At 62.5% G+C, this 23,912-nt stretch carries 23 protein-coding genes; 5 read left to right on the forward strand and 18 right to left on the reverse strand.

The window, feature by feature from the left end; all coding sequences use genetic code 11:
• Positions 1-35 precede the first annotated feature (35 nt).
• Positions 36-2,666: a DNA gyrase/topoisomerase IV subunit A gene (locus GcLGCM259_RS09250; RefSeq protein ID WP_138926436.1), complete on the forward strand. Its 2,631-nt coding sequence runs from the start codon at positions 36-38 to the stop codon at positions 2,664-2,666.
• 92 nt (positions 2,667-2,758) lie between these two features.
• Here the strand turns inward: GcLGCM259_RS09250 and cydC are convergent, their stop codons facing one another.
• Genes cydC through GcLGCM259_RS09265 form a run of 3 tightly spaced genes read right to left on the reverse strand, consistent with a single transcriptional unit; the run spans position 2,759 to position 8,737 of the window.
• Positions 2,759-6,082 carry a thiol reductant ABC exporter subunit CydC gene (gene cydC / locus GcLGCM259_RS09255; protein ID WP_175419377.1) on the reverse strand — a complete coding sequence of 1,108 codons (3,324 nt, stop codon included), beginning with the start codon at positions 6,080-6,082 and terminating at the stop codon, positions 2,759-2,761.
• Positions 6,083-6,112: 30 nt separating this feature from the next.
• Positions 6,113-7,138, reverse strand: coding sequence for a cytochrome d ubiquinol oxidase subunit II (cydB, locus tag GcLGCM259_RS09260; protein WP_138926438.1), 1,026 nt, complete (start codon positions 7,136-7,138; stop codon positions 6,113-6,115).
• A gap of 18 nt (positions 7,139-7,156) precedes the next feature.
• Complete coding sequence (locus tag GcLGCM259_RS09265) at positions 7,157-8,737, reverse strand: cytochrome ubiquinol oxidase subunit I (protein WP_138926439.1); 1,581 nt, start codon at positions 8,735-8,737, stop codon at positions 7,157-7,159.
• Positions 8,738-9,100: 363 nt separating this feature from the next.
• On the opposite strand from GcLGCM259_RS09265, the gene GcLGCM259_RS09270 reads away from it, so the two are divergent.
• A complete protein-coding gene (locus GcLGCM259_RS09270; protein ID WP_054820860.1) occupies positions 9,101-9,472 on the forward strand; it encodes a BlaI/MecI/CopY family transcriptional regulator in 372 nt (123 codons plus the stop codon).
• A gap of 24 nt (positions 9,473-9,496) precedes the next feature.
• Positions 9,497-10,462: a M56 family metallopeptidase gene (locus GcLGCM259_RS09275; protein ID WP_138926440.1), complete on the forward strand. Its 966-nt coding sequence runs from the start codon at positions 9,497-9,499 to the stop codon at positions 10,460-10,462.
• A 118-nt stretch (positions 10,463-10,580) separates the two neighbouring features.
• Here GcLGCM259_RS09275 and GcLGCM259_RS09280 read toward each other — a convergent pair whose 3' ends face one another.
• Positions 10,581-12,689 carry a DNA gyrase/topoisomerase IV subunit B gene (locus GcLGCM259_RS09280; RefSeq protein ID WP_138926441.1) on the reverse strand — a complete coding sequence of 703 codons (2,109 nt, stop codon included), beginning with the start codon at positions 12,687-12,689 and terminating at the stop codon, positions 10,581-10,583.
• A gap of 220 nt (positions 12,690-12,909) precedes the next feature.
• Between GcLGCM259_RS09280 and GcLGCM259_RS09285 the strand changes: the two genes are divergently transcribed.
• A complete protein-coding gene (locus GcLGCM259_RS09285; protein ID WP_054820859.1) occupies positions 12,910-13,134 on the forward strand; it encodes a DUF7455 domain-containing protein in 225 nt (74 codons plus the stop codon).
• A 406-nt stretch (positions 13,135-13,540) separates the two neighbouring features.
• Complete coding sequence (locus GcLGCM259_RS09290; RefSeq protein WP_138926442.1) at positions 13,541-13,987, forward strand: hypothetical protein; 447 nt, start codon at positions 13,541-13,543, stop codon at positions 13,985-13,987.
• A 712-nt stretch (positions 13,988-14,699) separates the two neighbouring features.
• Here the strand turns inward: GcLGCM259_RS09290 and GcLGCM259_RS09295 are convergent.
• The 14 genes from GcLGCM259_RS09295 to GcLGCM259_RS09350 all read right to left on the reverse strand — a co-directional run bounded on the left by GcLGCM259_RS09295 (position 14,700) and on the right by GcLGCM259_RS09350 (position 23,773).
• Positions 14,700-15,320 (reverse strand): hypothetical protein, encoded by a 621-nt coding sequence (locus GcLGCM259_RS09295; protein WP_138926443.1) that lies wholly within the window; start codon positions 15,318-15,320, stop codon positions 14,700-14,702.
• A 319-nt stretch (positions 15,321-15,639) separates the two neighbouring features.
• Positions 15,640-16,008 (reverse strand): phage terminase small subunit, encoded by a 369-nt coding sequence (locus GcLGCM259_RS15870; protein ID WP_484103583.1) that lies wholly within the window; start codon positions 16,006-16,008, stop codon positions 15,640-15,642.
• A gap of 299 nt (positions 16,009-16,307) precedes the next feature.
• Entirely contained in the window at positions 16,308-17,159 is an 852-nt protein-coding gene (locus GcLGCM259_RS09305) for a hypothetical protein (RefSeq protein WP_138926444.1), read from the reverse strand.
• 17 nt (positions 17,160-17,176) lie between these two features.
• Positions 17,177-17,389: a hypothetical protein gene (locus GcLGCM259_RS09310; RefSeq protein ID WP_175419378.1), complete on the reverse strand. Its 213-nt coding sequence runs from the start codon at positions 17,387-17,389 to the stop codon at positions 17,177-17,179.
• Entirely contained in the window at positions 17,371-17,496 is a 126-nt protein-coding gene (locus tag GcLGCM259_RS15710; RefSeq protein WP_281283948.1) for a hypothetical protein, read from the reverse strand. Before GcLGCM259_RS15710 ends, GcLGCM259_RS09310 begins: the two co-directional genes overlap by 19 nt.
• Positions 17,497-17,504: 8 nt before the next feature.
• Positions 17,505-17,813: a hypothetical protein gene (locus tag GcLGCM259_RS09315; protein ID WP_138926446.1), complete on the reverse strand. Its 309-nt coding sequence runs from the start codon at positions 17,811-17,813 to the stop codon at positions 17,505-17,507.
• Between the two features lie 309 nt (positions 17,814-18,122).
• A complete protein-coding gene (locus GcLGCM259_RS09320) occupies positions 18,123-18,686 on the reverse strand; it encodes a hypothetical protein (RefSeq protein WP_138926447.1) in 564 nt (187 codons plus the stop codon).
• Positions 18,687-18,899: 213 nt separating this feature from the next.
• Entirely contained in the window at positions 18,900-20,291 is a 1,392-nt protein-coding gene (locus GcLGCM259_RS09325) for a DNA primase family protein (RefSeq protein ID WP_138926448.1), read from the reverse strand.
• Positions 20,288-20,569, reverse strand: a complete 282-nt coding sequence (locus GcLGCM259_RS09330) for a hypothetical protein (RefSeq protein WP_138926449.1) — start codon at positions 20,567-20,569, stop codon at positions 20,288-20,290. The genes GcLGCM259_RS09325 and GcLGCM259_RS09330 overlap by 4 nt, the downstream gene beginning before the upstream one ends.
• Positions 20,562-20,846, reverse strand: coding sequence for a hypothetical protein (locus GcLGCM259_RS09335; RefSeq protein WP_138926450.1), 285 nt, complete (start codon positions 20,844-20,846; stop codon positions 20,562-20,564). The genes GcLGCM259_RS09330 and GcLGCM259_RS09335 overlap by 8 nt, the downstream gene beginning before the upstream one ends.
• Positions 20,843-21,010: a hypothetical protein gene (locus GcLGCM259_RS15285; protein WP_175419379.1), complete on the reverse strand. Its 168-nt coding sequence runs from the start codon at positions 21,008-21,010 to the stop codon at positions 20,843-20,845. Before GcLGCM259_RS15285 ends, GcLGCM259_RS09335 begins: the two co-directional genes overlap by 4 nt.
• A complete protein-coding gene (locus GcLGCM259_RS15575; RefSeq protein ID WP_246049503.1) occupies positions 21,007-21,171 on the reverse strand; it encodes a hypothetical protein in 165 nt (54 codons plus the stop codon). Before GcLGCM259_RS15575 ends, GcLGCM259_RS15285 begins: the two co-directional genes overlap by 4 nt.
• 377 nt (positions 21,172-21,548) lie before the next feature.
• Complete coding sequence (locus GcLGCM259_RS09345; RefSeq protein ID WP_138926451.1) at positions 21,549-22,454, reverse strand: tyrosine-type recombinase/integrase; 906 nt, start codon at positions 22,452-22,454, stop codon at positions 21,549-21,551.
• Between the two features lie 113 nt (positions 22,455-22,567).
• Positions 22,568-23,773, reverse strand: a complete 1,206-nt coding sequence (locus GcLGCM259_RS09350; RefSeq protein ID WP_138178008.1) for an RNA polymerase sigma factor — start codon at positions 23,771-23,773, stop codon at positions 22,568-22,570.
• Between the last annotated feature and the right edge of the window lie 139 nt (positions 23,774-23,912).

Consider the following 23,912-nt stretch of genomic DNA (forward strand, 5'->3'; position numbering starts at 1 on the left):
CTTATCGACCAGAAGGTAGGGGCACGAACAGCTCAATGGCTCGCAAGAACACTCCGGCCCTTGACGAGGATTTCGTCGAGAACATCATCGACATCGACGTCACCAGCGAGATGGAGAACTCCTTCCTGGAGTACGCCTACTCGGTGATCTACTCCCGGGCCCTGCCCGATGCCCGTGATGGGCTCAAGCCCGTGCAGCGGCGCATCCTGTTCCAGATGGCGCAGATGGGTCTGCGCCCGGAGAAGGGGCACGTAAAGAGCGCGCGCGTGGTCGGTGAGGTGATGGGCAAGCTGCACCCGCACGGGGACGCGGCGATCTATGACGCGATGGTGCGCCTGGCCCAGGACTTCTCGATGCGTCTGGCGCTGGTGGACGGGCACGGCAACTTCGGCTCCCTGGATGACGGGCCGGCCGCCCCGCGCTACACCGAGGCCCGGCTGGCCGCGGCCGCGGTGGCGATGACCGCGAACCTGGACGAAGACGTGGTCAACTTCGTGCCGAACTACGACAACCAGTTCACCCAGCCCGAGGTGCTGCCCGCCGCCTTCCCGAACCTGCTGGTCAACGGCGCCACCGGCATCGCGGTGGGCATGGCCACCAACATGGCCCCGCACAACCTGGGCGAGGTGATCGCCGCGGCCCGCCACCTGATCGAGCACCCCGAGGCCACGGTCGAGGACCTGATGAAGTTCGTCCCCGGCCCGGACCTGCCCTCCGGGGGCACCATTGTGGGCCTGGACGGGATCCGCGACGCCTACCGCACCGGGCGCGGGGCGTTCCGCACCCGGGCGAAGGTGGCGCTGGAGAAGATCTCGGCGCGCAAGTCCGCCCTGGTGGTCACCGAGCTGCCCTACACGGTCGGCCCGGAGAAGGTCATCCAGAAAATCAAGGACGGGGTGGGCAACAAGAAGATTGCCGGCATCTCCGACGTGGTGGATCTGACCGACCGGCAGCACGGGCTGAAACTGGTCATCGAGCTGAAGAACGGCTTCAACCCGAACGCGGTGCTGGCCAGCCTGTACAAGTACACCCCGATGGAGGACTCCTTCGGGATCAACAACGTCACCCTGGTCGAGGGCCAGCCGCGCACCCTGGGGCTGCGCGAGCTGCTGCAGGTGTACGTCGAACACCGCCTGGAGGTGGTGCGCCGACGCACCTCGCACCGGCTGGCCAAGCGGGAGGAACGCCTGCACCTGGTCGAGGGCCTGCTGATCGCCATCGTGGACATTGACGATGTCATCGCGATCATCCGCTCCTCCGAGGCCACCAATGAGGCCCGCGAACGGCTGATGACGGTCTTTGACCTCTCCGAGGCGCAGGCCAACCACATCCTGGAGCTGCGCCTGCGCCAGCTGACCAAGTATTCGCGCATCGAGCTGGAGGCCGAGGCCGAGCAGCTGCGCAAGGAGATCGAGGAGCTGCGAGCCATCCTGGGCTCCGACGCCCGGCTGCGTGAGGTGGTCTCCGGGGAGCTGGAGCAGACCGCCGAAACCTTCGCCTCCCCGCGGCGCACCGTGCTGGCCAAGGATGCGGAGACCAAGCCGCTGAAGGGCACCGTGCTGCCCGAGGCGGTGGGCAGCGGCAAGAAGGCCACCCTGGCTATGGAGGTCGCCGACCGCCCCTGCCGGGCGCTGCTCTCGGCCTCCGGGCAGATCGCGCGCACCCACGACCGCACGCCGCTGGATTTTGCCGGCTCCCGGGTGAAGCACGATGTGCTGCTCTCCGAGGTGCCCACCAGCGCCCGCGGCGAAATCGGCGCACTGACCAGCACCGGGCGGATCATCCGGGTGTCAATGATCGACGTCCCGGCGCTGGGCGAGGGCCATGGCTTCCCGCAGCTGGCCGGCGGGGTGTCGGTCAGCGAGTTCCTGAAGTTGCCCAAGGGCGAGAAGGCGGTGGCGCTGGTCCCGCTGAACCGCGTCTTCGCGCTGGGTACCCGCAACGGCGTGGTCAAGCGCGTGAACCCGGACTACCCGCTGAACCGTGACGAGTTCGAGGCGATTACCCTCAAGGGCAAGGACGAGGTGATCGGGGCCGCGGTGGCCGAGGATGAGGACGAGCTGGTCTTCATCACCGCGCAGGCCCAGCTGCTGCGCTTCACCGCCTCCACGGTGCGCGCCCAGGGCCGCACCGCCGGGGGCATGTCCGGCATCAAGCTGGGGGCGGAGGACTTCGTGATCTACTTCGGCGTGGTGCCGGCCAATGACGCCTCCGCGGTGGTGGCCACCGTGGCGGTCGGCTCCCAGACGCTGCCGGGCACCTCCGGGCAGTCGGTCAAGCTCACCGAGCTGGACCAGTTCCCGCTCAAGGGGCGGGCCACCGCCGGGGTGCGCGCCCACCGCTTCACCAAGGGCGAGGACAAGCTGAGCCTGGCCTATGCCGGGCCGGGCCCGGCCCGGGCCAGCTCCGCGGCCGGGGTGGTGCGCGCCCTGCCCACCGAGTTCGGCAAGCGGGACGGCTCCGGGGTGCCGCTGGCGCAGTCCATCGCGCTGCTTGGCGGCGTGCTGCCGGCCGACACGCAAAGCGCGGACCCGGTCTCGGCGCGGGAACTGGATCAGACGCTGCCCAGCCCCGAGCACGCGGCGCAGACCACCAAGATCGGGCACGAACTGGTGGAGGACACCTTGCCGTTCTCCGATGGCGGGGTAATTCTCGGCGACGACTAGCAGCACCATGCATGAGGGGCGGGGAACCAGTGGCGAACTGGTGCCCCGCCCCTTTGGCCTCCCCACGCCCCGCACGCGCTGCGCGGGCGTGCCTACACCGTCAGGCCGTGCCGGGCCCGTTGGCTCAGATCTATCCGGTGGTCGCACTCGCCGGCCAGCTGGGCGTCATGGGTAATGAGCACCACGGTGCGACCGGCGAGCGCGGCCCGCAGCTGATCGATCAGCGCCTGTCCCTCGTCCTGGCCCAGGTGGGCGGTCGGCTCATCGAGCAGCACCACCTGCTTGTCCGCCAACAGGGCCCGGGCCACGGCCAGGCGGCAGCGCTGTCCGCCGGAGAGGCTGTGGCCGCCGCTGCCGATGCGGGTCTCCAGGCCCTGGGGGTGCTGGGCGTACCAGGATCCCAGGCCCACCGCCTGCAGCACCTGGAGCATCTGCGACTCCGGCGGCATCGGCCCCTCCACGCCCAGCGCCAGGTTGCGCGCCAGGGTTGAGTCGAACAGGTGCGCCTCCTGCGGGCACCAGGCCACCGAATCCAGGGCCTGGGCCGTCAGCGGTGAGAGCTGCCCGGCGGTGTCGATGGCGTGGATTTGCCCGGACAACGGGGGCAGCACCCCCAGCAGGGCGGTGAGCAGGGTCGATTTGCCCGAGCCGGAGGGGCCGGTCAGTGCCGTCCAGTCCCCGGGGGCGATGCGGGCGCTGAGCCCCTGGAGCACCGGTTCACCCTCACGGTAGCCAAGGGCCACCTCGTGCAGCTCAAAGCCGGTGACCGGCCCGAAATCCTCCTCCGGCTCCGGCAGCTGCTGCTGTGGTGCGCTGCTCACCCCACGGTCGGCCAGGGTCTGGCGCAGTTCGGCCAGTGCCCGGGCCTGTTGGATCGAGGCGACGCAGGCGGCGGCGGGTTCGGACAGGGCCAGGGCCAGCAGGGCGGCCACCGCGGTCAGTTCGGGCGTCACCTCGCTCAGGGCCACGCAGGCGGTGGCCAGCACGGCTCCGGTCAGGGTCATCAGGTTCGCCCCGACGCCCTGGCCCAGGGCGTGCCAGCTGGCCTTGCGGGTGTTTTCCCGCTCGGTGCGCCGCAGCCGGGCCAGCAACTCCCCCAGGGAGTCGTTGGCCCGCAGCGAGGCCCGGTTGCGCAGGATGGCCAGCACGCGTTCGTTGACCTGCAGCCGGTGCTCCAGCTGCTCGGTGGTGCTGTGCCCCTCGATGCGGCGGATCAGCGGAACAATGACAATGAGCATCAGCAGCAGCGCGCCCAGTCCCGCATACCCGAAGGCCGGCTGGATCAGGAAGAGCACCACGGTGCCCAGCAGCCAGACGATCAGGGCCTGCAGGGGCGGGAAGACCACCCGGGCCAGCAGGTCGCGCAGTTCGTCGACCTCGGCCAGGAAGAAGCGCAGCACCACCGGGGAACGGGAGACAACGCCCCAGCTGGCGGGCTTGGCCACCATGGCGTTCCAGATCTTTTCCCGCAGCTCGGCCGCGTACCCCAGCACGGCGTCGTGGATGGCCAGCTGCTCCAGGTAGCGCAGCGCCGCCCGGCCAATGCCCAGGGCGCGCACGCTCACGATCGCCACCATCAGGTGCAGCACCGGGGGCATGTAGCTGGCCTTGACGATCAGCCAGCCGCTGACCGCGGAGAGGGCCACGGCGAAGAGCACCGACAGCACCCCCAGTAGCACGGCCTTGCGGGCCCCGGTGTAACGGGTCAGCAAATCCCGCACCGGGGTGAATCCGGACGCCTGCTGGCCGCGCGGCGGCCGGGGCGCCTGCGGCAGCGCCGCCGGTTCGTCCTCATCCACCGGGGCGGTGGTGGCCGTCGGTGCGGTGCCGGGCACCTGGCGGGCGCCCAGCAGCGGGTCGTGGCTGGCCACCAGGACCGCGCAGCCGGCAGGCAGTTCGCCCAGCAGCCGGCGTACCGCGGCCGCGTTGCGGGCATCCAGGTGGGCGGTTGGCTCATCGGCCAGCAGCAGCCGGGTGCCGGGTTCGCTGTGGATGCGCAGCAGGGCGCGCAGCACCTCAAGTCGGCGCAGTTCGCCCGGGGAGTATTCGGCGATGGGCCGCTGCAGCATCGTGTGCAGCCCCAGCTCGTGGGCCAGACGCTGGATTTGTTCGGCACTGGCCTGGGGCGCATCCAGGGCCAATTGCCGTACGCCGGTGTCCTGGCTGAATTCCGGGTGCTGGCTGATCAGCGCGAACCCGCCGCGCAGCCGCAGCTGGCCGCTGGTCTGCTCGGCGTCCAGCGCGTTGGCGCTGGCACCCTCGGCGATGGCCTTGAGCAGGGTGCTCTTCCCGGTGCCGCTGGCCCCGTCCAGCAGCAGGCGCTGGCCCGGTTCCAGGCGCAGCGTGTAGTTGCGGTAGAGCGGCGCCTCGGTGCCGTAGCGGAAGGAAAAGTCCTCCAGCTCCAGGATCGGCTGGCGGTTCCCGGCATCCAGGGGCAGCCGTTGGACGCTGATGGCCGGTTCGGGGTTCTGCCCCACCATCTGCTCGTAGCGCTGGTAGGCGGCCAGCCCGTCATCGGCGGCGTGGTAGGCCGAGCCGACCTCACGCAGGGTTCCGAAGACCTCGGGAGCCAGGATCAGCACGATCAGCCCGGCGGCCAGGTCCATGTGGCCGCCGACCAGGCGCAGGCCGATGAACACCGCCACCACCGCAACCGAGAGCGTGGAGATCAGTTCGAGCCAGAAGCTGGAGAGGAAGACCGTCTTCAGGTTCTCCATGGTGGCCTTGCGGTAGCGTCGGCCCAACCGGGCGATCGCAGTTCCCTGGGCGCGGGCCCGCCCCAGGCCCAGCAGGGCCGGCAGCCCCAGGGCCAGCTCATACAGCTGGTGGGCCAGCGCGTCGAGTCCCGCCTGGCTTTCGCGGATCTTCTCCTGGGTGTGCATGCCGATCAGGGCCATGAACAGCGGCACCAGCGGAATGGTGATCAGCAGCACGATGGCGCTGGTCAGATCCACGGTCAGGACATAGATCCCCAGCAGCGGCGGCAGCACCAGTGCGCTGACCATGGCCGGGATGAACTTGGTGAAGTAGTCATCGAGCTTGTCGATGCCGTGCGCCGCCAGGGTGGCGGTTACCGGCACGGAGAACTTCTTGGACGCCACCGGGACGATGGTGCTGACCGCTGCGGTGCTGGCCACCAGCTGTTCGCGCATTCGCTCCTTCGCGCCCAACCCCATCCGCCGGGAGGACACGTTCAGCCCCCAGCCGCCAGCGGCCCGCAGCAGCGCGCCGGCCAGGGCCAGCCACAGCAGCCGCGGGCCGGCCGGCGCACCGGAGCCGGCCAGGGAGGCGATCCAGGTGCCCAACGCGAAGGCGAGCAGGATCAGCCCCAGGGCCTTGCTGATCGACCACACGGTCAGCAACACCAGCTGCCGGCGCTGCAGCAGGTTTGAGGGCAGGAAGCGTGGTGCGGCCATCTTCTCTCCTTGGCGTTGGGCCATCAACGGTTACTTGACCACGGGGGTGATCAGGTGGGTCTCCGGGATGTGCTTTTCGTGGATGCGCTTGCGGAACACCCAGTAACTCCAGGCCTGGTAGGCCAGGACCAACGGCACCCCGAACGCGGCCACGATGCTCATCAGCCGCAGCGTGTACGGCGTGCTGGAGGCGTTCATCACCGTCAGGTTGAACGCCGGGTCGATCGTGGAGGGAAGCACCACCGGGAAGGCGGCGGTGAAGATCGCCGCGACCCCCAGCGCCAGGGCCGCCCCCAGGGCGATGAAGGAGAATCCCTCGCGGCCCGACCGGGCGGTGCCCCAGGCGGCCACCATGGCCAGCGCGGCCAGCCCCAGCAGCGCCCAGGCGCCCATCGAGTCGTTGCGCAACAGCACCGCGAGCGCCCACAGCACCAGCGGCAGCAGGCCCAGCGGCAGCCACCTGACCAGCAGCGAGCCGCTGCGTTCGCGGATCGGCCCATCGGTCTTCAGGCGCAGGAAGGCCAGCGCCTGGATCAGGCAGTAGCCCACGACCGCCAGGCCACCAAGCACCGCTTCCCAGCCAAACCAGGCGAACGCTCCGCCGACCCGGTCCCCGTTTTCATTCAGCGGCAGCCCCAGGGTGGTCAGCGCCAGCATGGCGCCCACACCGAAGGCGGCCACGAAGGAGCCCAGGCTCATTGCCAGGTTCCACATCCTCAACGCGGTGGCGGTGTGCGCCTTGCCGCGGTATTCAATGGACACGGCACGGAAGATCAGTGCGGCCAGCACGATCACCAGCGGCAGGTAGAGCCCGGAGAAGAGCGAGGCATACCAGTAGGGGAAGGCGGCGAAGGTGGCCCCGCCGGCGGTCAGCAGCCAGACCTCGTTGCCGTCCCAGACCGGGCCGATGGTGTTGAGCATGACCCGGCGCTGGCGTTCATTGCGGGCCATCACCCCCATGAGCATGCCCACCCCGAGGTCGAAGCCCTCAAGGAAGAGGTAGCCAAGCCACAGGACGGCGATGACCACGAACCATAGTGTTGGAAGCCATTCCATTGTCAGTTTCCGTTCCCGCTAGTAGGCGAAGGACAGCACATCATCATCGTGCTTGTCCTCGTCCTTGCGCTCGTCGTTGTTCAGTTCGGGCATGGAGGAGGCCACCCCACCGCGGATGAACCGGGTGAGCAGCACGAGTTCGACCACCAGCAGCACTGCGTAGATCAGCGTCAGGCTGATCGTGGAGAAGAGCATCTCCCCGGCACTGACAGTCGGCGAGACCGCGGCGGCGGTGTACATGAACACCTGGTCAATGCCGCCCATCTGCGGGTTCGGCGCCACCACGAAGGGCTGACGTCCCATTTCGGTGAAGATCCAGCCGAAGGAGTTCGCCCCGAACGGGGCGGCGATGCCCAGCAGGGCCAGCCGGGAGACCCACTTGTTGTGCGGCACGGTCCCCTTGCGGGTGAGCCACAGGGCCACCGCGGCGGCGACGGCGCTCAACCCGCCCAACGTGATCATCAGCCGGAAGCCCCAGTAGGTGACCTCCATGACCGGGACGTAGTTGATTTCCTGGCCGGCGTACTGACCGAGGTATTCCTCATCCGGGTAGTGGGTGCCGTACTTTTCCTGGTATTCGGGGATCAGCGTGTTCACGCCCTTGACCGGGGTTTCAAAGTCGCCGTTGGCCAGGTAGGAAAGCAGACCGGGCAGTTCGAAGACCGCGGTGACGTCATCGCAGCTGGTGCTGCCCTGGGTGCGGACATCGCCCAGCGTCAGCACCGAGAACCCGGTGCCGTCGTGGCAGGCGGCCTCGGCGGCGGCCATCTTCATCGGCTGCTGCTCGAACATCAGCTGGGCCTGGGTGTGCCCCGAGAAGGCCACCCCCAGGAAGGAGACCAGCGCCACCACTGCACCGATGCGCAGCGAGGAGAGCCATACCTTGTGGTCGGTCTTGTCGCGGTTGCGGCCCTTGCTCAGGTCTTCCCCGACGATGACGCGCCCGTTGGCGTCCACCGTGTCGATGCCCTCCGCGCGGCGACGGTACAGGTGGAACCAGGAGATGCCCAGCAGGAATCCGCCGGCCACGGCGAAGGCGCCGAAGACGGTGTGCGGGAAGGTGACCAGCGCCGTGTTGTTGGTGAACACGGCCCAGGCGTCGGTCATGACCGCGCGCCCGTCAACGATTTCGGTGCCCACCGGGTGCTGCATCCACGAGTTTGCGACGAGGATGAAGTAGGCCGAGAGGATGCTGGCCAGCGAAGCGGCCCAGATCGTGGCCAGGTGCAGCTTTGCCGGCAGTTTCTTCCAGCCAAAGATCCACAGTCCCAGGAAGGTGGATTCGACGAAGAACGCCAGCAGCGCCTCCATGGCCAGCGGTGCCCCGAAGACGTCGCCGACGAATCGGCTGTACTCGCTCCAGGCCATGCCAAACTGGAATTCCTGCACGATACCGGTGGCCACGCCCATGATGAAGTTGATCAGGAACAGCTTGCCCCAGAACTTCGTCATTCGCAGCCACTGTTCATTGCCGGTGCGCAGCCATACCGTTTGCAGCACCGCTACGACCAGCCCCAGCCCGATCGTCAGCGGCACCATCAGGAAGTGGTAGACGGTGGTGATGCCAAATTGCCACCGCGCAATTTCCAACGGGTCCATCGGTTTCCCTTCGAGTGTAAACACATTTTCTACGGAACGTAGAAAAGTCGTTCACCACCACGATAGGCCAATTTCGACAAGACGTAGAACTCGCGGGTAACCGGCCTGTGGCCTGCAAAACAAGCCACCGACCAAACCGCGTGATGCCAGCAACAGTCAAGCGCCAAATTTGCCGAGTTCTCAAGGTGCGCCCAAGAGACTATGCCCGAATGTGATTTTGGCAACAATAATCTACTCAGACCCGATTTTTACGAAGTGTAGAAAATTTGGTCAATCCCCTATAGAATGGACTGCACGATACGTTCGTTGGCGCTTAATGGCGCCGGACGTTTTAGCACTAGTAGGCAAGTGAGGTACTGCCCTGTGGCCAGCCTTGGCGATCTGGAACGCTCAGTCATGGAACTTCTGTGGGACTCCGCAGAACCACTGACCGCCAATGATCTGCGCGATGAACTCGCCGCACCCGGCGATGCTGCGAAGGAACTCGCAGTCACCACTGTGCTGACGGTACTCGCGCGGTTGGAAAAGAAGGGCCTCGTCGCCCGGGAACGCTCCACGCGTCCGCACCGCTACACGGCCTCGTCGACCCGCGAGGATCACACCGTGAACCTGCTCAACGAGGCATTGGGAACCGCCCAGGACCGCGAAGCTGTTCTGGCGCGCTTCATCGGCGGCATTTCCCCCGACGAAGCGGCGGCACTTCGTGCTATCTTGGACGCACCGAAAACCGTCTAAATCCTTCACGATATAGAGGGCTGAGTGCTTCTCACCTCATACTTTCTTGCGGCGTTGGCCATCGCATTAGCGTGGCCAACGCCGTTGGCGTTGGCCAAAGCGAAATGGCCAGCCCGCTCCCCGGTGGCCGCTGTCCTGTTGTGGCAGGCCATCGCCCTGGCCGGTGGGCTGTCAATGATCGGCTCCATGCTCGTGTGGGGTCTGACTCCACTGGGCGATGACCTGCTCAGTGCCCTGCACCAGGGATGGCGCTTGCTGCTCGGGGACCCCGATGCCCCGTCCCCCGGGGTGGTCCACCTCTTTGCGCTCAGCGCCGCACTGCTCTTTGCCACCCATCTGGTCCTGACCCTGCTGCGCGCCGCCTGGCGGATCTCCCGGCAGAGGGCCAAGCATCGCCAGCTGCTGAGGCTGTTGACCAACCCCGCCGAGGACCGGCCCAATACCCTGGTTTTGGACCATGACGTCCCGGTTGCCTATTGCGTTCCGGGCATGACCCGCTCGGTCACCGTCCTGTCCCGTGGCCTTCTGGACCAGCTCTCCGAGACCGAACTGCAGGCGGTGCTGGCCCACGAGCGGTCGCATCTTGAACAACGCCACGACCTGCTGATCCTGGCCTTCACCGCCTGGCACGAAGCCCTTCCCTGGCTGCCGACATCGCGCCTGGCGTTGGACGCGGTGCGCCAGCTGACCGAGATGCTGGCCGATGACACGGCCCTGCAGAAGGTGCAGCGCCCAGTCCTGTTGCGGGCCATCGTGACCGTCGCGTCCTCCGTGGCCCCCAACCCGGTCCACGATCCCGCCCAGCAGGGCGGCTCGGGCGGCGACCTGGAAACCGTGCCGAACGGAGAATTGTCCTCCGGACGCCTGCAGCGCCTGCTCAATGATCCGAACCCGCTGAGTGTTTTCCAGACCACGGCGATCGTCTTTTGCTCACTGATGCTTTTGGTCTGCCCCACCGTGTTGCTGATTGCGCCCAAGCTGCTGGGCTAGACGCAATCCACAACCGGCCACGGCTGAAGTCCCGGAACACCGGGCAAAAGGAAACGCCGACCGGTCCCCCCGGGTAATACCCGGGGCAAACCGGTCGGCGTTTTCGCTGCTGGCGCCCCTAAACGTCGATGCGTTCGCGTTCCAGGTTGTCAGCACCGGAGATGATGAATTCCTTGCGCGGTGCCACATCCGAGCCCATGAGCAGGTCGAAGATTTCCTCGGCCGCCTGGGCATGCTCCACGCCGACCCGGCGCAGCGTGCGGTGCCGGGGATCCATGGTGGTTTCGGCCAGCTGGTCCGCGTCCATCTCACCCAGGCCCTTGTAACGCTGGATCGGCTCCTTGTAGCGCCGGCCTTCGGCCTCGATCTTTGCCAGCAGGCGGGTCAGCTCGGCTTCGGTATACGTGTAAACCACTTCGTTGCTCTTCGAACCGGGATTGATGATCTCAATCCGGTGCAGTGGCGGCACCGCGGCGTAGACCCGGCCCTCCTCCACCATCGGTCGCATGTACCGGTAGAAGAGGGTCAGCAGCAGGGTCCGGATGTGGGCGCCGTCCACATCGGCATCGGTCATCAGGATGACCTTGCCGTATCGGGCCTGGTTGATGTCAAAGGTGCGGCCCGATCCGGCGCCGATGACCTGGATCATCGAGGCGCACTCCGCATTCGAGAGCATGTCCGAAATGGAGGCCTTCTGCACGTTCAGGATCTTGCCGCGGATGGGCAGCAGGGCCTGGAAGTCGCTGGACCGGGCCAGGCGGGCGGTACCCAGCGCACTGTCACCCTCAACGATGAATAGTTCGGAACGCTCGGTTTCCTTCGTCCGGCAATCCAGCAGCTTGGTCGGCAGGGATGAGGACTCCAGAGCGGTCTTGCGGCGCTGGGTTTCCTTGTGCACGCGTGCGCTCACGCGGGACTTCATCTCATTGACGACCTTCTCCAGCAGTGTGGCCGCTTCCTGCTTTTCTGCACGCTTCGTCGAGGCCAGGCGCTCGTTGAGCGCCTTCTCCACGACGCGGGAGACGATCTGGCGCACCTGCGAGGTACCCAGGATCTCCTTGGTCTGGCCCTCGAACTGCGGTTCGGCCAGGCGGACGGTCAACACGGCTGTCATGCCGGCCAGGACGTCGTCCTTCTCGATCTTGTCCTTGTTGCCGAACTTCAGTTTGCGGGCGTTGGCCTCCACGGCCTTGCGGAAGGACTTCAGCAGCGCCTGTTCAAACCCGGTCTGGTGGGTGCCGCCCTTGGGCGTGGCGATGATGTTCACAAAGGTGCGCACCGTGGTGTCATAGCCGATCCCCCAGCGGACGGCGAGATCGACTTCGCAGACGCGCTGCAGATCTTCAATGTGGCTGCGCCCCTCGGCGTCGAAGACCGGCACTTTCTCATGGAATGAGCCGCTGCCCTGGATCCGCCAGATGTCGGTGACTGCCGAATCGCTGGAGAGGAAGTCCACGAATTCGCTGATGCCGCCGTCGTGTTGGAAGACCTCCTCGTAGGGCCCGTCCTCACCCAGGGTGCCGGGCAGGCCGCGCTCGTCGCGCAGGGTCATGCGCAGGCCGGGCACGAGGAACGAGGTCTGCCGTGCGCGGTTTTGCAGGTCCTCGTAGGAGAAGCGGGCATCGGAGGTGAAAATGTTGTCATCCGCCCAGTAGCGGATCCGGGTTCCTGTGACGCCGCGCTTGGCCTTGCCCACCACGTCGGGTTCGGTGGCCTTCTTGAAGGCCTCGAAGGGAGCATCCGCCCGGGGTTTGCCGCGATCGGTGAAGCGGCCCGGTTCCCCGCGGCGGAACTGCATGCCGTAGGTCTTGCCTCCGCGGTCAACTTCCACGTCCAGGCGTGCCGAAAGGGCGTTGACGACCGAGGCGCCCACACCGTGCAGGCCGCCGGAAGCGGTGTAGGAGCCGCCGCCGAACTTGCCGCCGGCGTGCAGCTTGGTGAAGACGACCTCGATGCCGCTCAGGCCGGTCTTGGGTTCGATGTCCACCGGGATGCCTCGCCCGTCATCGCGCACTTCCACCGAACCGTCGTTGTGCAGAACGACGGAGATGGACTGGCCATAACCGCCCAAGGCCTCATCGACCGAGTTGTCGATGATTTCCCACAAACAGTGCATGAGTCCGCGCGAGTCGGTGGATCCGATGTACATGCCGGGACGCTTGCGTACGGCTTCGAGTCCCTCGAGCACGGAAAGATGGCGGGCGTTGTAATTATCGGCTTTGGCCACGTGGTTACTAACTCCTACTGCTGCCTGACGGGGATCCTGCCCCCATTCTAGTCGTCAATGTGTTCGAATTCTGTGAGCCGGACACCCGTGAAAACGGGAACTTGGCCACTATGAGCTTATCCACAAGCAGTACGCGGTGAGCGAAAGAGCGGCCCGAGGGGCATAAAGTTCGGGCCATAACTGGTTGTATTGAATACACCAAGTTTTAAGGAGGCTGGCAATGACTACTACAACTGCAAGTCGCGAACTCAATGCCCTCGACCGGTGCGACCGTTGCGGCGCACAGGCCTACGTAAGGGCCGTGCTAGCCTCCACAGGTGGCGAACTGCTGTTCTGTGCACACCACGCACGAGCCGTAGAGGATAAGCTTCGCCCGCTCACCTCGGAGTGGCAGGACGAAACTTCGCGGCTTTACGAGAAGCCGAAGGTGGACATCCAGGACTAGCTCGCGCCGTCCGTTGTCTGCCAAACGCTGGGATCCGCCGAAGGGCGGGTCCCAGCGTTTTTGTTATGGGTCAAATATTGCTCCGCAGCGCCGGTGCCGCTCAGCAACCGCCAAGCAGGGCCCGCACCACTCATCGGTGTGCGAATTGCGGCGAAATGTTGGGTTTAACGACCGCGGCGGACGAAGCCACACAGAGCTTCGTCCGCCGCGGAACGTTCGTTTTAGTCCAGGTAGTCGCGCACTGTCCTCGGTTGTACGCTGTGCGGCTCTCACTAGTAACGCGGGGATTCAAGAGTTCCAGTCAAACGCTGTAGGGCGTAATATCCTGGACTAACAAAAGTGCCCCAGTGAATGCTAGAACACTCACCGGGGCGATAGTCCAGACCTTGAAACGGAAGGTCTGAACATGACTCAGCATACCCAACCCCAGCTGTCCGGTGAACTCGCTAAGTACAGCGACATCGAATTGACCACTGAGCTGTTTCGCCGCGCTGAACAGCGTGAGCATGAAGCGGCTGTTGCCCGCGCTACCGTGATTCTGCGTGACATGCCCGAAGTGCTTGACCCAAAGTGGACTGTCAACAAGCTGTGCGCTGTCGCTGTTGAACATGGGCTGCCAGCAACTGCCACCTTTGCGGCGTGGGAAAAGCTCACGACTAAGCCAGCCAGCAAGAGCATTCCAGATGTACTCGGCTCGAACGCCTTCCAGCCCGGTGACCGTGTGGCCTTTAGCTTTGACTGCAACGCCACTGGCACGGTCACCACTGTTACCGATCAAGAGGTACGTGTGAAGTGGGATGACTGCGGTCTAGAGACTCCTACAGACCCTGCCGAGCTTGTGGCGGTGGCATAGTCATGCCCCGCGCTATCCGTTCCACCGTGTGCACCGTGTTCTACACCGGCATGTTCTTCGCCCTCGTGGCTGTCCCCCAGCTGCTCTCTCACGCGCTGGGCGCCCCTGTAACGCTCTAACCCCCTCTACCCCTTCCGTCCGTGCCTTGGGGGCATGGGCGGGCTGGGATGCGCTCACAAGCCCGTCTTGTGGGTGTTTCCGAGCCTATTCTCTCGGCGCGTTCCTGCTCTCCTAGCGCCTAACCAGTGAGAGCGCGGTACAGACATAGCAACATTTAGCCCCATACCGCTGGGGCACCGTATCTAAAGGCCACGGGTACGGGTTCACCTTCAGCACGCTCTCATTTCGAGGGGGTGCTACTGGTGCTACTCCGAATGATGGTTGCCGGGGTTCGGGGTGCTGTTGTGGTGTGGGGGATCAAAGCAAAGGCAGCCCGTAGGCCCGCTAGCCCAAAGGGCCAATAGGTAAGGATCTTCTCTCATAGAACTTCTTGACGGATCTGTCAGAAAGTCCTTTTTTAGGGTTGACCCTCAAAACGTTCTTGCCATCTTGCGCGATCCCGCAAAGTTCGGAACTCCTGCATTCCAAATGCGAGACTTCCGCGTTCCCAACGCGAAAGGGTAGGCGTTGAGCGCACACCCTTTGGGGTACTCGTTCAGTGAGTACCCCTCATTCAAAATGCGACCTCGGATCTAAAATCCGACCTCACGTTTCAAACGCGAGCTGAATAGTTTCTCCACCAGTCCGTAAGAACACTTTCCACGGTTCCCCACATATCCCCTACCACGACAGGCGTCAGTCCTAATTCGCTTAGCCTGGCACCGCTATCGGCATTCATCACAATGACACTCCCAGTAAGCTCCATGCGGCTCCCCCTGAAGCCTGCTCCCGTCATCGGATCGTGCAATCTGACTGCCGCGAGAACCGGGAACGTCTTAGCCTTTTGATCTTGACGCTTCCAATGCCTTAAGCGCAGTCCGTTGACCTTCTCGTCATCATGGCAGCCAGGGCTAAAGAATGGCCACACATCTAACGGGTGGCGGGCCAAATAATATCCACAAGTGCAATTCGGTTCGGGTGGCGTGTGCGTCGAGTCGTATCGACAATATGCGCTGTCGCCAGGGGTAAAAAGTTCCCCACCTTCCGGGCCAAGCAATTTCCCCTCATACTCCACAAACAGCCTGTATCCATCAAGAAAAGGCAAGTTCAGTGATTCACCGGCTTGAAGATTTTGCCGTCCAGCACGATGAAATTTAACCTGACCCGGTGGCAAACTGACTTCCACATATCCGCCATCGTAAAAACGTTCAGAATCGCTTCGAGCACTACCCAAAATTTTCTCCTCACATCAAGACACAAAAAGCGGCGACACCCCGTAAGAGATGCCGCCGCTTGGTTACTGTCCACTGATTCCGAGCACTTCCAAGACCTGCTCGAACCTACCGCCCGAAGACAATGGCCCGAAGAAATTCTGGCTCGTCTCACGAAAAGGCGAGTGTTCAGTCCTGATCCGCTGGATCTTCCCACCCTGCCAACGAACCACAACATGCCCTAAACGGGGATGCTCGATAGCCTGGAACGTGCTCCGGGAAGGGTCTTGATCCTGCGGACGTTCAAACGCTGGATTACGCTTTGCCCTAGCAAGCCGTCGGCTACTCATCTGTAACCACGATCCATCCCAAGGCGAGCATCCCCGAAGGGGTCAGCCCAAGCTGATGCCCAAGGTGCCGCATTTCCTGAGCCTGCCACGCCGAAGCCGTGCCCTCGTAAACAGCCGTCGCATGGCAGATATACGCGGCAACCGACGGCATGAAACTGTCATCCCACTGGGTAGCCTGCGGGGACCCCCACAAATTGCGCCATAGCTTCCGTTCCTCAGCGCTCCACTTCCGGCCTGCGGGAAGCTTCGGAACTGGGAGCGTGCACCCCTCAGCCGGTAACTCGATAAGGCCAGTAGAGCGCGTGTTACCACGGTGGCGGCGGCTATTAGGTTTCAAAGGATTAGCCGAAGGTCCAGGCATAATTACCTACTTTCAAACTTGTTTGGTTGAGTCCAACTGGTTGCCGCACACTAAAACGCTCTCCCCGGCGGTCCCGTCGAAGGAGGCCTCCGAGGGTGCACCGGGTGGGGTGTTTGGCCTTGTCAGCATGGCTTTTGTTCGTCTTCGTGCGGGTGTTGGTTTGTGTGCTGTTCGCGCCGTGTTTGTTGCGGGTTTGTTGGTGTTCCGCTGGGGTTTGCACTGGTTCCGCTGGTGTTTGGTGCTTGGTTTGGCGGGGGTTCCGTTGTGGTTCCCCCGCCGTTTGTGTGCGATCTGGGCTGCTAGATTGCGACCATGCTGTTAGTGGTGTCGTGCTTGTCGGTGGTTCGCTTGAAGGCGTTCTGTGCGTTCTGTCGTCGTGCGTTCAGTTCGGTTGGGTTGGCGAAGCTGATGGTTGCTCCTTCGTAGTGTCCGGCTGCGATGCGTGCGAGGGTGTCGTCCATGTTTAGGGCGAGGTCGTTGGCGATGCGTCGGATGGTGTGGGTGCCGGTGAGCTGCGGGGCGTTGGATGGTACTGGTGCTAGGTCGTTGAGTCCTGGCTTGATGCGTTCGATGGTTGCTTTTGGCAGTTCAACTATTGGAAGGACAGTGTGTACTGCTGTTGGGGTTCCGTCGGTTGGCGTGCCTTGTGGGTAGATGGCGGCGTAGGTGCCGAGTAGTGCGAGGGTGTCGCGGGTGGTTTTGTATTCGGTGCCGGTTCCGGCTTCGATGTTTGCGGCCATGTCGAGCGGGTGGCCGGCTGGTAGTTTCTTTGCGGCGGTGGTGAGTGCCTTGGTTAGCTTGGCGATCTGTGGTTCCAGTTCGTTGGCTGCGGTGGCTCGGTAGTGGTGTGCCTTGCTGTCGAGTGCTGACTGGATGTTCTTGGCGAAGGCGTTCTTGAGTACGTCGGCGGCCTGTGCTCGCTGGATGCGGGTTAGGGCGTTCTCGTAGAACTCTGCCGGGTCGTCGGCTTCGAGGGCTTCGCGGGCGATGTTGGCGGCTTCCTGCTGCACGGTGGGCGCGGTGGTGATGGTGCGCTTGAGTTCTTCGACGTAGGTTGGCGGGGTGAGTCCTGCGAGGGTGTAGGCATCGTTGATGCGTGCGAACTGGTTGAGCTGGTGGGTTGCTGGACGGTTGTAGTAGTTGGTGCTCATGGTGTGTCTCCTTGTTGTTAGTTGATGCCGAAGAATCGGTTGAATTCTTCGCTGTTGTTGGTTGGGCTGGTCATGGTCTGTTCGGGTTGTTCGAGGTTGTCGATTTTGTCTTTGAGCCATGCCGTGCCGGTGGGTGTGGTGTCTTGGCCACGCTGTCGGATCTGGGCGGCGTATTGTTCACCGGCTTCACGGAATGCGTCTTCGAGGCTTGTCATCGGTTCTTCTTCCATTCGTTTCGGGAGAGCCATTCGGCTTGCTTGAGGTCTTCGAGCCGTTGTTTTTCGGCTTTGTTCTTGAGTCGTTTCTGGTGGCCGATGTCGTGCTTTTGTTTGCTCATGTTGTTCCTTAGTCTGCTGGGGTTGCCGGTAGCGGTTGCTCTGGTGTGCCGTCCGCTGCTGTGAGAGTTTGGCTAGTGTGGATGGGCGCGATTCCCCTGCCTGCCTGTTGTCGCGATGGCGGGGCTGTGGTGGCTTCTGGTAGGCGCTCTGCCAGGTCTACTAGCTTGTCTGCGAGGTTGATAGCTTCGGTGGCGGTGAGGTGTCCTGCAATGCCTGATGCTCCAACGATGCGGATTCCTCGGATGCGTTGTTTGTCTTTGGTGATCCAGTCTTGGATGCGGACGGCTCCGATGTAGGGGCGCTGGTCGTAGGTCATTTATTTGTCTCCTTTGCAGTGGTGTTCTTGCATTCGTCGTTCCGCGGATTCGGCGCGGTGTTTCCAGTAGTTGGCGTTGTGTTCCCAGTGTTTGGCGCGTTCCCATAGGACGGCGGCTTGGGCATGTTCTGTGTAGGTTTGGATTTGTCGGTCTGAGTAGTAGTAGCCGGGCATTGTTCTAGCCCTCCTGTTCGAGGTGATCGGAGAGTTCCCATAGTTGAGTGCGGATCTGGTCACTCGGGGTTCCATTGGATACGTGTGCTGCTGCCGTGCGAAGCAGGAGGATCACAGCAGTTCGGTCGTAAGGATCTAGAGCCATGAGAACAGCCTTCTAGGTATCGAGTGGGCATCCCCCGAATCATGGGGGTTGTCATTTTCCTTGGATGATTGGCTGTCACATTGAAAGGGATCAGTGAGGTCATGCCCTTCGGCAAGGCGTTCATGCAGGTCTGGAACAACAGAAATTGCGATGTTGCACCAGTCTTTATAAGCGCCCTCCAAGTCGCGTTTCTGCGTCTCGGTGGTGACGAATGCCTCCATAGCAAGGAACCTTTTGCCGGCGACCTCCTTCACTCCTTCCACTTCGGTTTTGAACCGAGGAGCGAACATTCCTCCTTTGACAAGAAATAGCTGTTCGGGTCGATGCGCCATGACGGCCGCTGCAACTACTTGTTGCAGCCCTGAACTATCTAAGGCTGCATGCACTTCGTGATGAACTTCGCGATGCTCTGGAACTGAGCATTTGCAGTTTGGCCTGTAGTCCGGTCCGGGGATCTGCGCGAACTGAAAAGGACTTTTGACGATCTTCCTTGAGTGGCCATCGTGGAGCACCAATAGTCTGTATGACGTGACAGGCTTGAATTCGATAGTCACTGGACACCTTCCCGTTCTTGTTGGTCCGCGTAGTCGTGAAGCTTGTCATCTATGGCGCGATCTTCCTCTGTGGAGAGGTTTTCGAGGGGATCTTGTTGGTCAGGGGCACTTAGGGCAGATAGTCCCAGTGATTCCCTAGAATCAATTCCCGCGAGAATCGATGGGAAGAAGTGCCCCAAGTGACCCTGTTCTGCCCTTTTATTAGCCTTTGCCCTAGTCAAGTAGAGAATCGTCATTTTTCAGTCCTGCCCCCTTCCAGACCCTGATTCCATTGCTTTTCGCCTCACTGATGCCTGGGAGTGCTGCGATGCGTGGAGAAAATGCCCTGGCGGTTAGCTGTTCTGCCCCGTTGTCTTTCGCCCATGCCAGGTAGGCATGATGTAGCTCTGAACGGGTCACCCTGGCGTTTGGGTGCATCACGCATTCATCGGTGAGGAACTGCTTTACCGTGTCGTTTTCGGCCCGGTAGTCGGTGGTGGCTGCCATGACTTTTGCCGGGGCGTTGAGTCCTTCCTGCTGGTATTCCCATAGGCCAGCTACTGCCCAGCTAAGAATGCCGTCTGCTGCCATGAGCAGATCTTCCGGCAGTGACTTGTCTTCGCGGCCTTCAAAGGACACTTCGAACGGCACTACCCGGATTCGTGCCCAAACTGCGGTGGCGGTGGGGTCCACCTTTGGCAGGTCGTTGGTGAGCATGAAAAATGAGTGCGACGGGTCGAACTGGATGCGGTCTTGTCCCATGTGCTTAGCGGTGATCCGGTCCCCGCCGGTAAGTTGTTTCATGGTCGATTCGGCTAGTTCGGCGCCCTTTTCTAGCTCGCTCATCACCGCCCAGCGTGCCCCGCGTAGATCCATCTGTGCCGATAGTTCTGATGCGGATTTGTGGCCGTGTCTGCCGGTCACCAGCATGTCGTTGCTGGCGGTGATCCCGTAGTCTCCCAGTGCGTGGGATACAGCGTCGGCCAGCACGCTTTTGCCGTTGCGCCCGGTGCCGGTGGCAACGACTAGTACGTGATCGCGTACCCTGCCGATGAGTGCTGAGCCGATATAGCGTTGCAGGAAGTAACGCACCTCGGGATCAGGCAGGGAGGATTCAAGGAACGCTAACCACCTCTCGCTGACCTCGTTGGAGTTGAACCCGGCGCGGGTGATCTTTGTCAGGTTGTCCGCTGGGTCGTGGGGTCGTAGTTCCATGCTGTGCAGGTCCAGGGTGCCGTTAGCGACGTTGAGCAGGTAGGGGTCTGCGTCCATGTCCTCGGCGTTAGCGGTGAGCCACTTGGATGCAAGATCCAGGACCCCGTTAGAACCGCTGGCGGTCATGCAGGATCGAACGTCAGCGGCTAGATCCTTGTCCGACATGGCTTCACCCCAGCACAGGGCCAGTAGCTCTTGTAAGAGCCGGTGGGCGTGCTTGGCGTGCTTGTCCTCGGCCCAGCGGGTGCCGTCGTAGTGGTGCCACCCCATGCCGGTGATGTGCTTGCATTCCCCGGCGTAGCGTTGGGCGAATCGTGCGGCGATGCGCTGGTGAGAGCGCAGCCCCTTGTCCTGCCATTCGATTGCCGGGGCGTCATAAGCGTCGGCCTTGAAGTAGTCAGGGGTACTCATGCGCGGGCACCCCCTCGGCGCTGCGTCTCGCGGGCGGCGACAACACTAATAGCGTCATGCGCTGACTTCGCGGCTTGACGGTGCCAGGATTCCCCGGCCTCCATCGTGTAGAACAGTCGGGCGGCGTGCTCTGCGTGGGACTCTGCGGCCGCGTCTGCGGCGTTCCAGCCCTGCTTGTGCCCATCCTCTAGGCCGTGGCGGTATCCCTGCTTGTATCCGGCGTTCAGGCCCTGTCGGAACACTTCGCTGTCTCGGGCTTCCCAGTAGTTGCTAGTCATCCAGACCACCACTTACAGGGATCAGCTGGCACAGCACTACCGATGCATCGAGTCCTTCCATGTGCGCCCGGGAGATTGCCCGGTTCGCCGCTGGCAGATTAAGGAACACGCGGCGGCGGTAGCGTGCTGGGGTGTGATCACCCTTGATTTGCACGACGGCCACATAGACGCCAGCCACCAATCCATCGTGGGAAGGTGCTAGAATAGGGGTATCACAAGAACGTTTTTCTAGATTCCCCTGGTTGCCCGCCGGGGGATTCTTTTTTGCCTCAATCACGCAGCAGCACCCCCGGATTCTTCCAAGTATGCAACTTCGATCTGGAACATGGTGCGGATTGCAGCCAAACGATATTCTAGAATTTCGTCCGGGGTAGCATCGGTCAAGCCGTCGCAAAGTTGCTGGCGGGCTTGTTGCCACTTCGGGTTATCACGGTAGCTCACGCGGCATCACGCAGCTTTCCTGCGTCCTTGTTGCGGCGAGCTTTGGCGCTGGCCAATGCTAAGCGCTTGAAGTGGGCTTTGCGCAGATGTTCGGCGCGCTTGGCGCGTTCTGCCGGGAGTAGCTTGCCCTCGGGGTCGGCTTCTTGCTCGAACTTTGCCATGAGCGCGGCGCGGGCTTTCGCCGTTCGGGCGCTTCTATCGGTAGTGTTGGCCCATGATTCATGGGCGGCGATTTGAGCGGCTATACGTCGCTCAGTTGGCGTAGATGCCATTTGGATACTCCGCTTAAAACACGAATGCCGTGCTAACTAAAGCCATATCTGATGGCTATAGCTGCTCGGCACTCCGTCGCGGAATTGGCCGTTAGTCCTTGTCTGCACCCTTTAGCGTCTGCATCGCGCTTTCGCCTATCTGGACTCTGGGAATCGCTCCCGTATGGTCCAGCGTGTACCCCTTGGGACTAGCTGCTGGTCATTCTCTAATGAGTCTATTTAAACATACGCTGTGCGGTTCGGTCAAATGAGTGTACAGATCCAGATCACAGATCCCCCAGATTCAGATTTCGGGCTTCGGCGGCGGCGCGGTCTGCCGCTCTTGCTTTCGTGTACCGTTGCAGCATGTCAGGCCGCGTCCACCCCGCGACTGCCATTAGCCCACCCTCTGAGCCTCCTGCGGCTAGCCATCGATGGGCTGCGGTATGACGTAACAGATGTGGGTGAAAGCGGTCGATTCCCGCGATTGCGGCACGCTTTTCCAGCGCTTTATGTAGAGCATCGTAGGTAAAGCCCCGTTGACGGGTCCCGAGCCACAAGTCGGGGCGGTCAGCGAGCACATGTTGTGCGCGGGCACGTCGGTATCGGTCTAACGCCCTGGCCGTTTGCGCTCCGAACGGAACGGTTCGCCCTTTGCCGCCTTTTCCTCGGCGCACGATTGCGGTGCCATGCGTAAGATCCAGGTCGGCTAGCTGCATTCCAGTGCATTCACCGGCGCGTATCCCGGTTTCTACCATGAGCCGGAAAATTGCTTCATCCCGGCGGGCCATAAAGTCGTTGCCCTGGCACGCTTTCAGAAACTGCTTGATTTCGTCTTGCGTTAGTGGCTCGATCACTTTGGTGTCTAGTTTGGCCGGTTTGACGTTGGCTAGTTCGTCCTGTGGAATTTCCTGCTCGGCGGCGAGCCATTCGCTCATGCGGCGTACGGCGAGTTGGCGGGACCGGACGGTTGCGGCTTGTCGGCCAGCGTCTAAGAGGTCGCCTGAAAAGGCGTGGTAGTTGTCTTTGGTGAGGCGTAGAGGCTTGTTGTTGGCGGTGGCCCAGGCGATGAAGGCTCTCACACCGTCTGAATAGTTTTTCAGGGTGGCAGCGCTCTTTCGCTCGGCCCGGAGTTCAAGCATCCAGGATTCGAGCATTAAAGAAAGATCAGGGTATGACGTTGTATCCGACATACCCTGATCTTATCAATATCTGGACTAGAAGCGCTATGCGGTGGTACGCTCTAATTTGTAAGGCTCAAAAAGCGCTTGAACTCGCGGCTTTTGACCCTTTGTTACTAGTTGGTTTAGTCCAGGTAGTCGCGCAGCACCTGAGAGCGCGAGGGGTGACGCAGCTTGGACATCGTCTTGGATTCGATCTGACGGATGCGTTCACGGGTCACCCCGTAGACCTTGCCAATTTCGTCTAAAGTCTTCGGCTGACCGTCGGTCAGGCCAAAGCGCATCGCCACGACGCCGGCTTCACGTTCCGAGAGGGTGTCCAGCACCGAGTGCAGCTGCTCCTGCAGCAAGGTGAAGGAAACCGCGTCGGCCGGAACCACGGCTTCCGAGTCCTCGATCAGGTCACCGAACTCCGAGTCGCCGTCTTCACCCAGCGGGGTGTGCAGGGAGATCGGTTCGCGGCCGTACTTCTGGACTTCGACAACCTTTTCCGGGGTCATGTCCAGTTCCTTGGCCAGCTCTTCCGGAGTGGGTTCGCGGCCCAGGTCCTGCAGCATCTGACGCTGGACGCGGGCGAGCTTGTTGATGACCTCGACCATGTGCACAGGAATACGAATGGTTCGTGCCTGGTCGGCCATGGCACGGGTGATCGCCTGACGGATCCACCAGGTGGCGTAGGTCGAGAACTTGAAGCCCTTGGTGTAGTCGAACTTCTCAACCGCACGAATCAGACCCAGGTTGCCTTCCTGGATCAGGTCCAGGAACAACATGCCGCGGCCCGTGTAGCGCTTGGCCAGCGAAACCACGAGGCGCAGGTTGGCCTCCAGCAGGTGGTTCTTGGCGATCTTTCCGTCGTGGATGATCTGTTCATAGTCCCAGCGCAGCCGCTGGTCCATTGACCCGTCGTCCTTGTTCAGCTTGTCCTGAGCGAACAGCCCTGCCTCGATGCGCAGCGCAAGATCCACTTCCTGCTCGGCGTTCAGCAGTGCGACCTTGCCGATCTGCTTCAGGTAGTCCTTGACCGGGTCGGCGGTGGCACCTGCCACCATCACCTGCTGCTGAGGGGCGTCGTCTTCGGACGAGCTGATGACGAAGCCAACGGAATCGTCTTCAGTCTTTTCTTCAGTTTCGGCGTTGTCGGTCTGAGCCTCGGTCTGCTCTTCGTTGTCAACGACTTCTTCTGAGGCCTTACCGGCGGCCTTGCTGCTTGCCTTGGCCTTGGTTGCGCGCTTCTTCGCGACAGGTTTCTCTGCCACAGCCTTGGCGTTGGCTTCCTCAGCCGCAGTTGCGTTGGCAGCCTTGCGCTTAGCGTTCGTCTCAGTTGATGACACGAATAACCTTTCTCACGATGCGTCCCAGATGCACCTACCGGTAACACCACTATGACCCTGTCAAGTCCGTTAGCGGAAACAAGGAGTTTCCGCCATGGCGACAGTCACGTATTTCAACGCATCTACGCCTTCTTTTGTT

This window comes from Glutamicibacter creatinolyticus (assembly GCF_006094275.1).
GTDB lineage: Bacteria > Actinomycetota > Actinomycetes > Actinomycetales > Micrococcaceae > Glutamicibacter > Glutamicibacter creatinolyticus.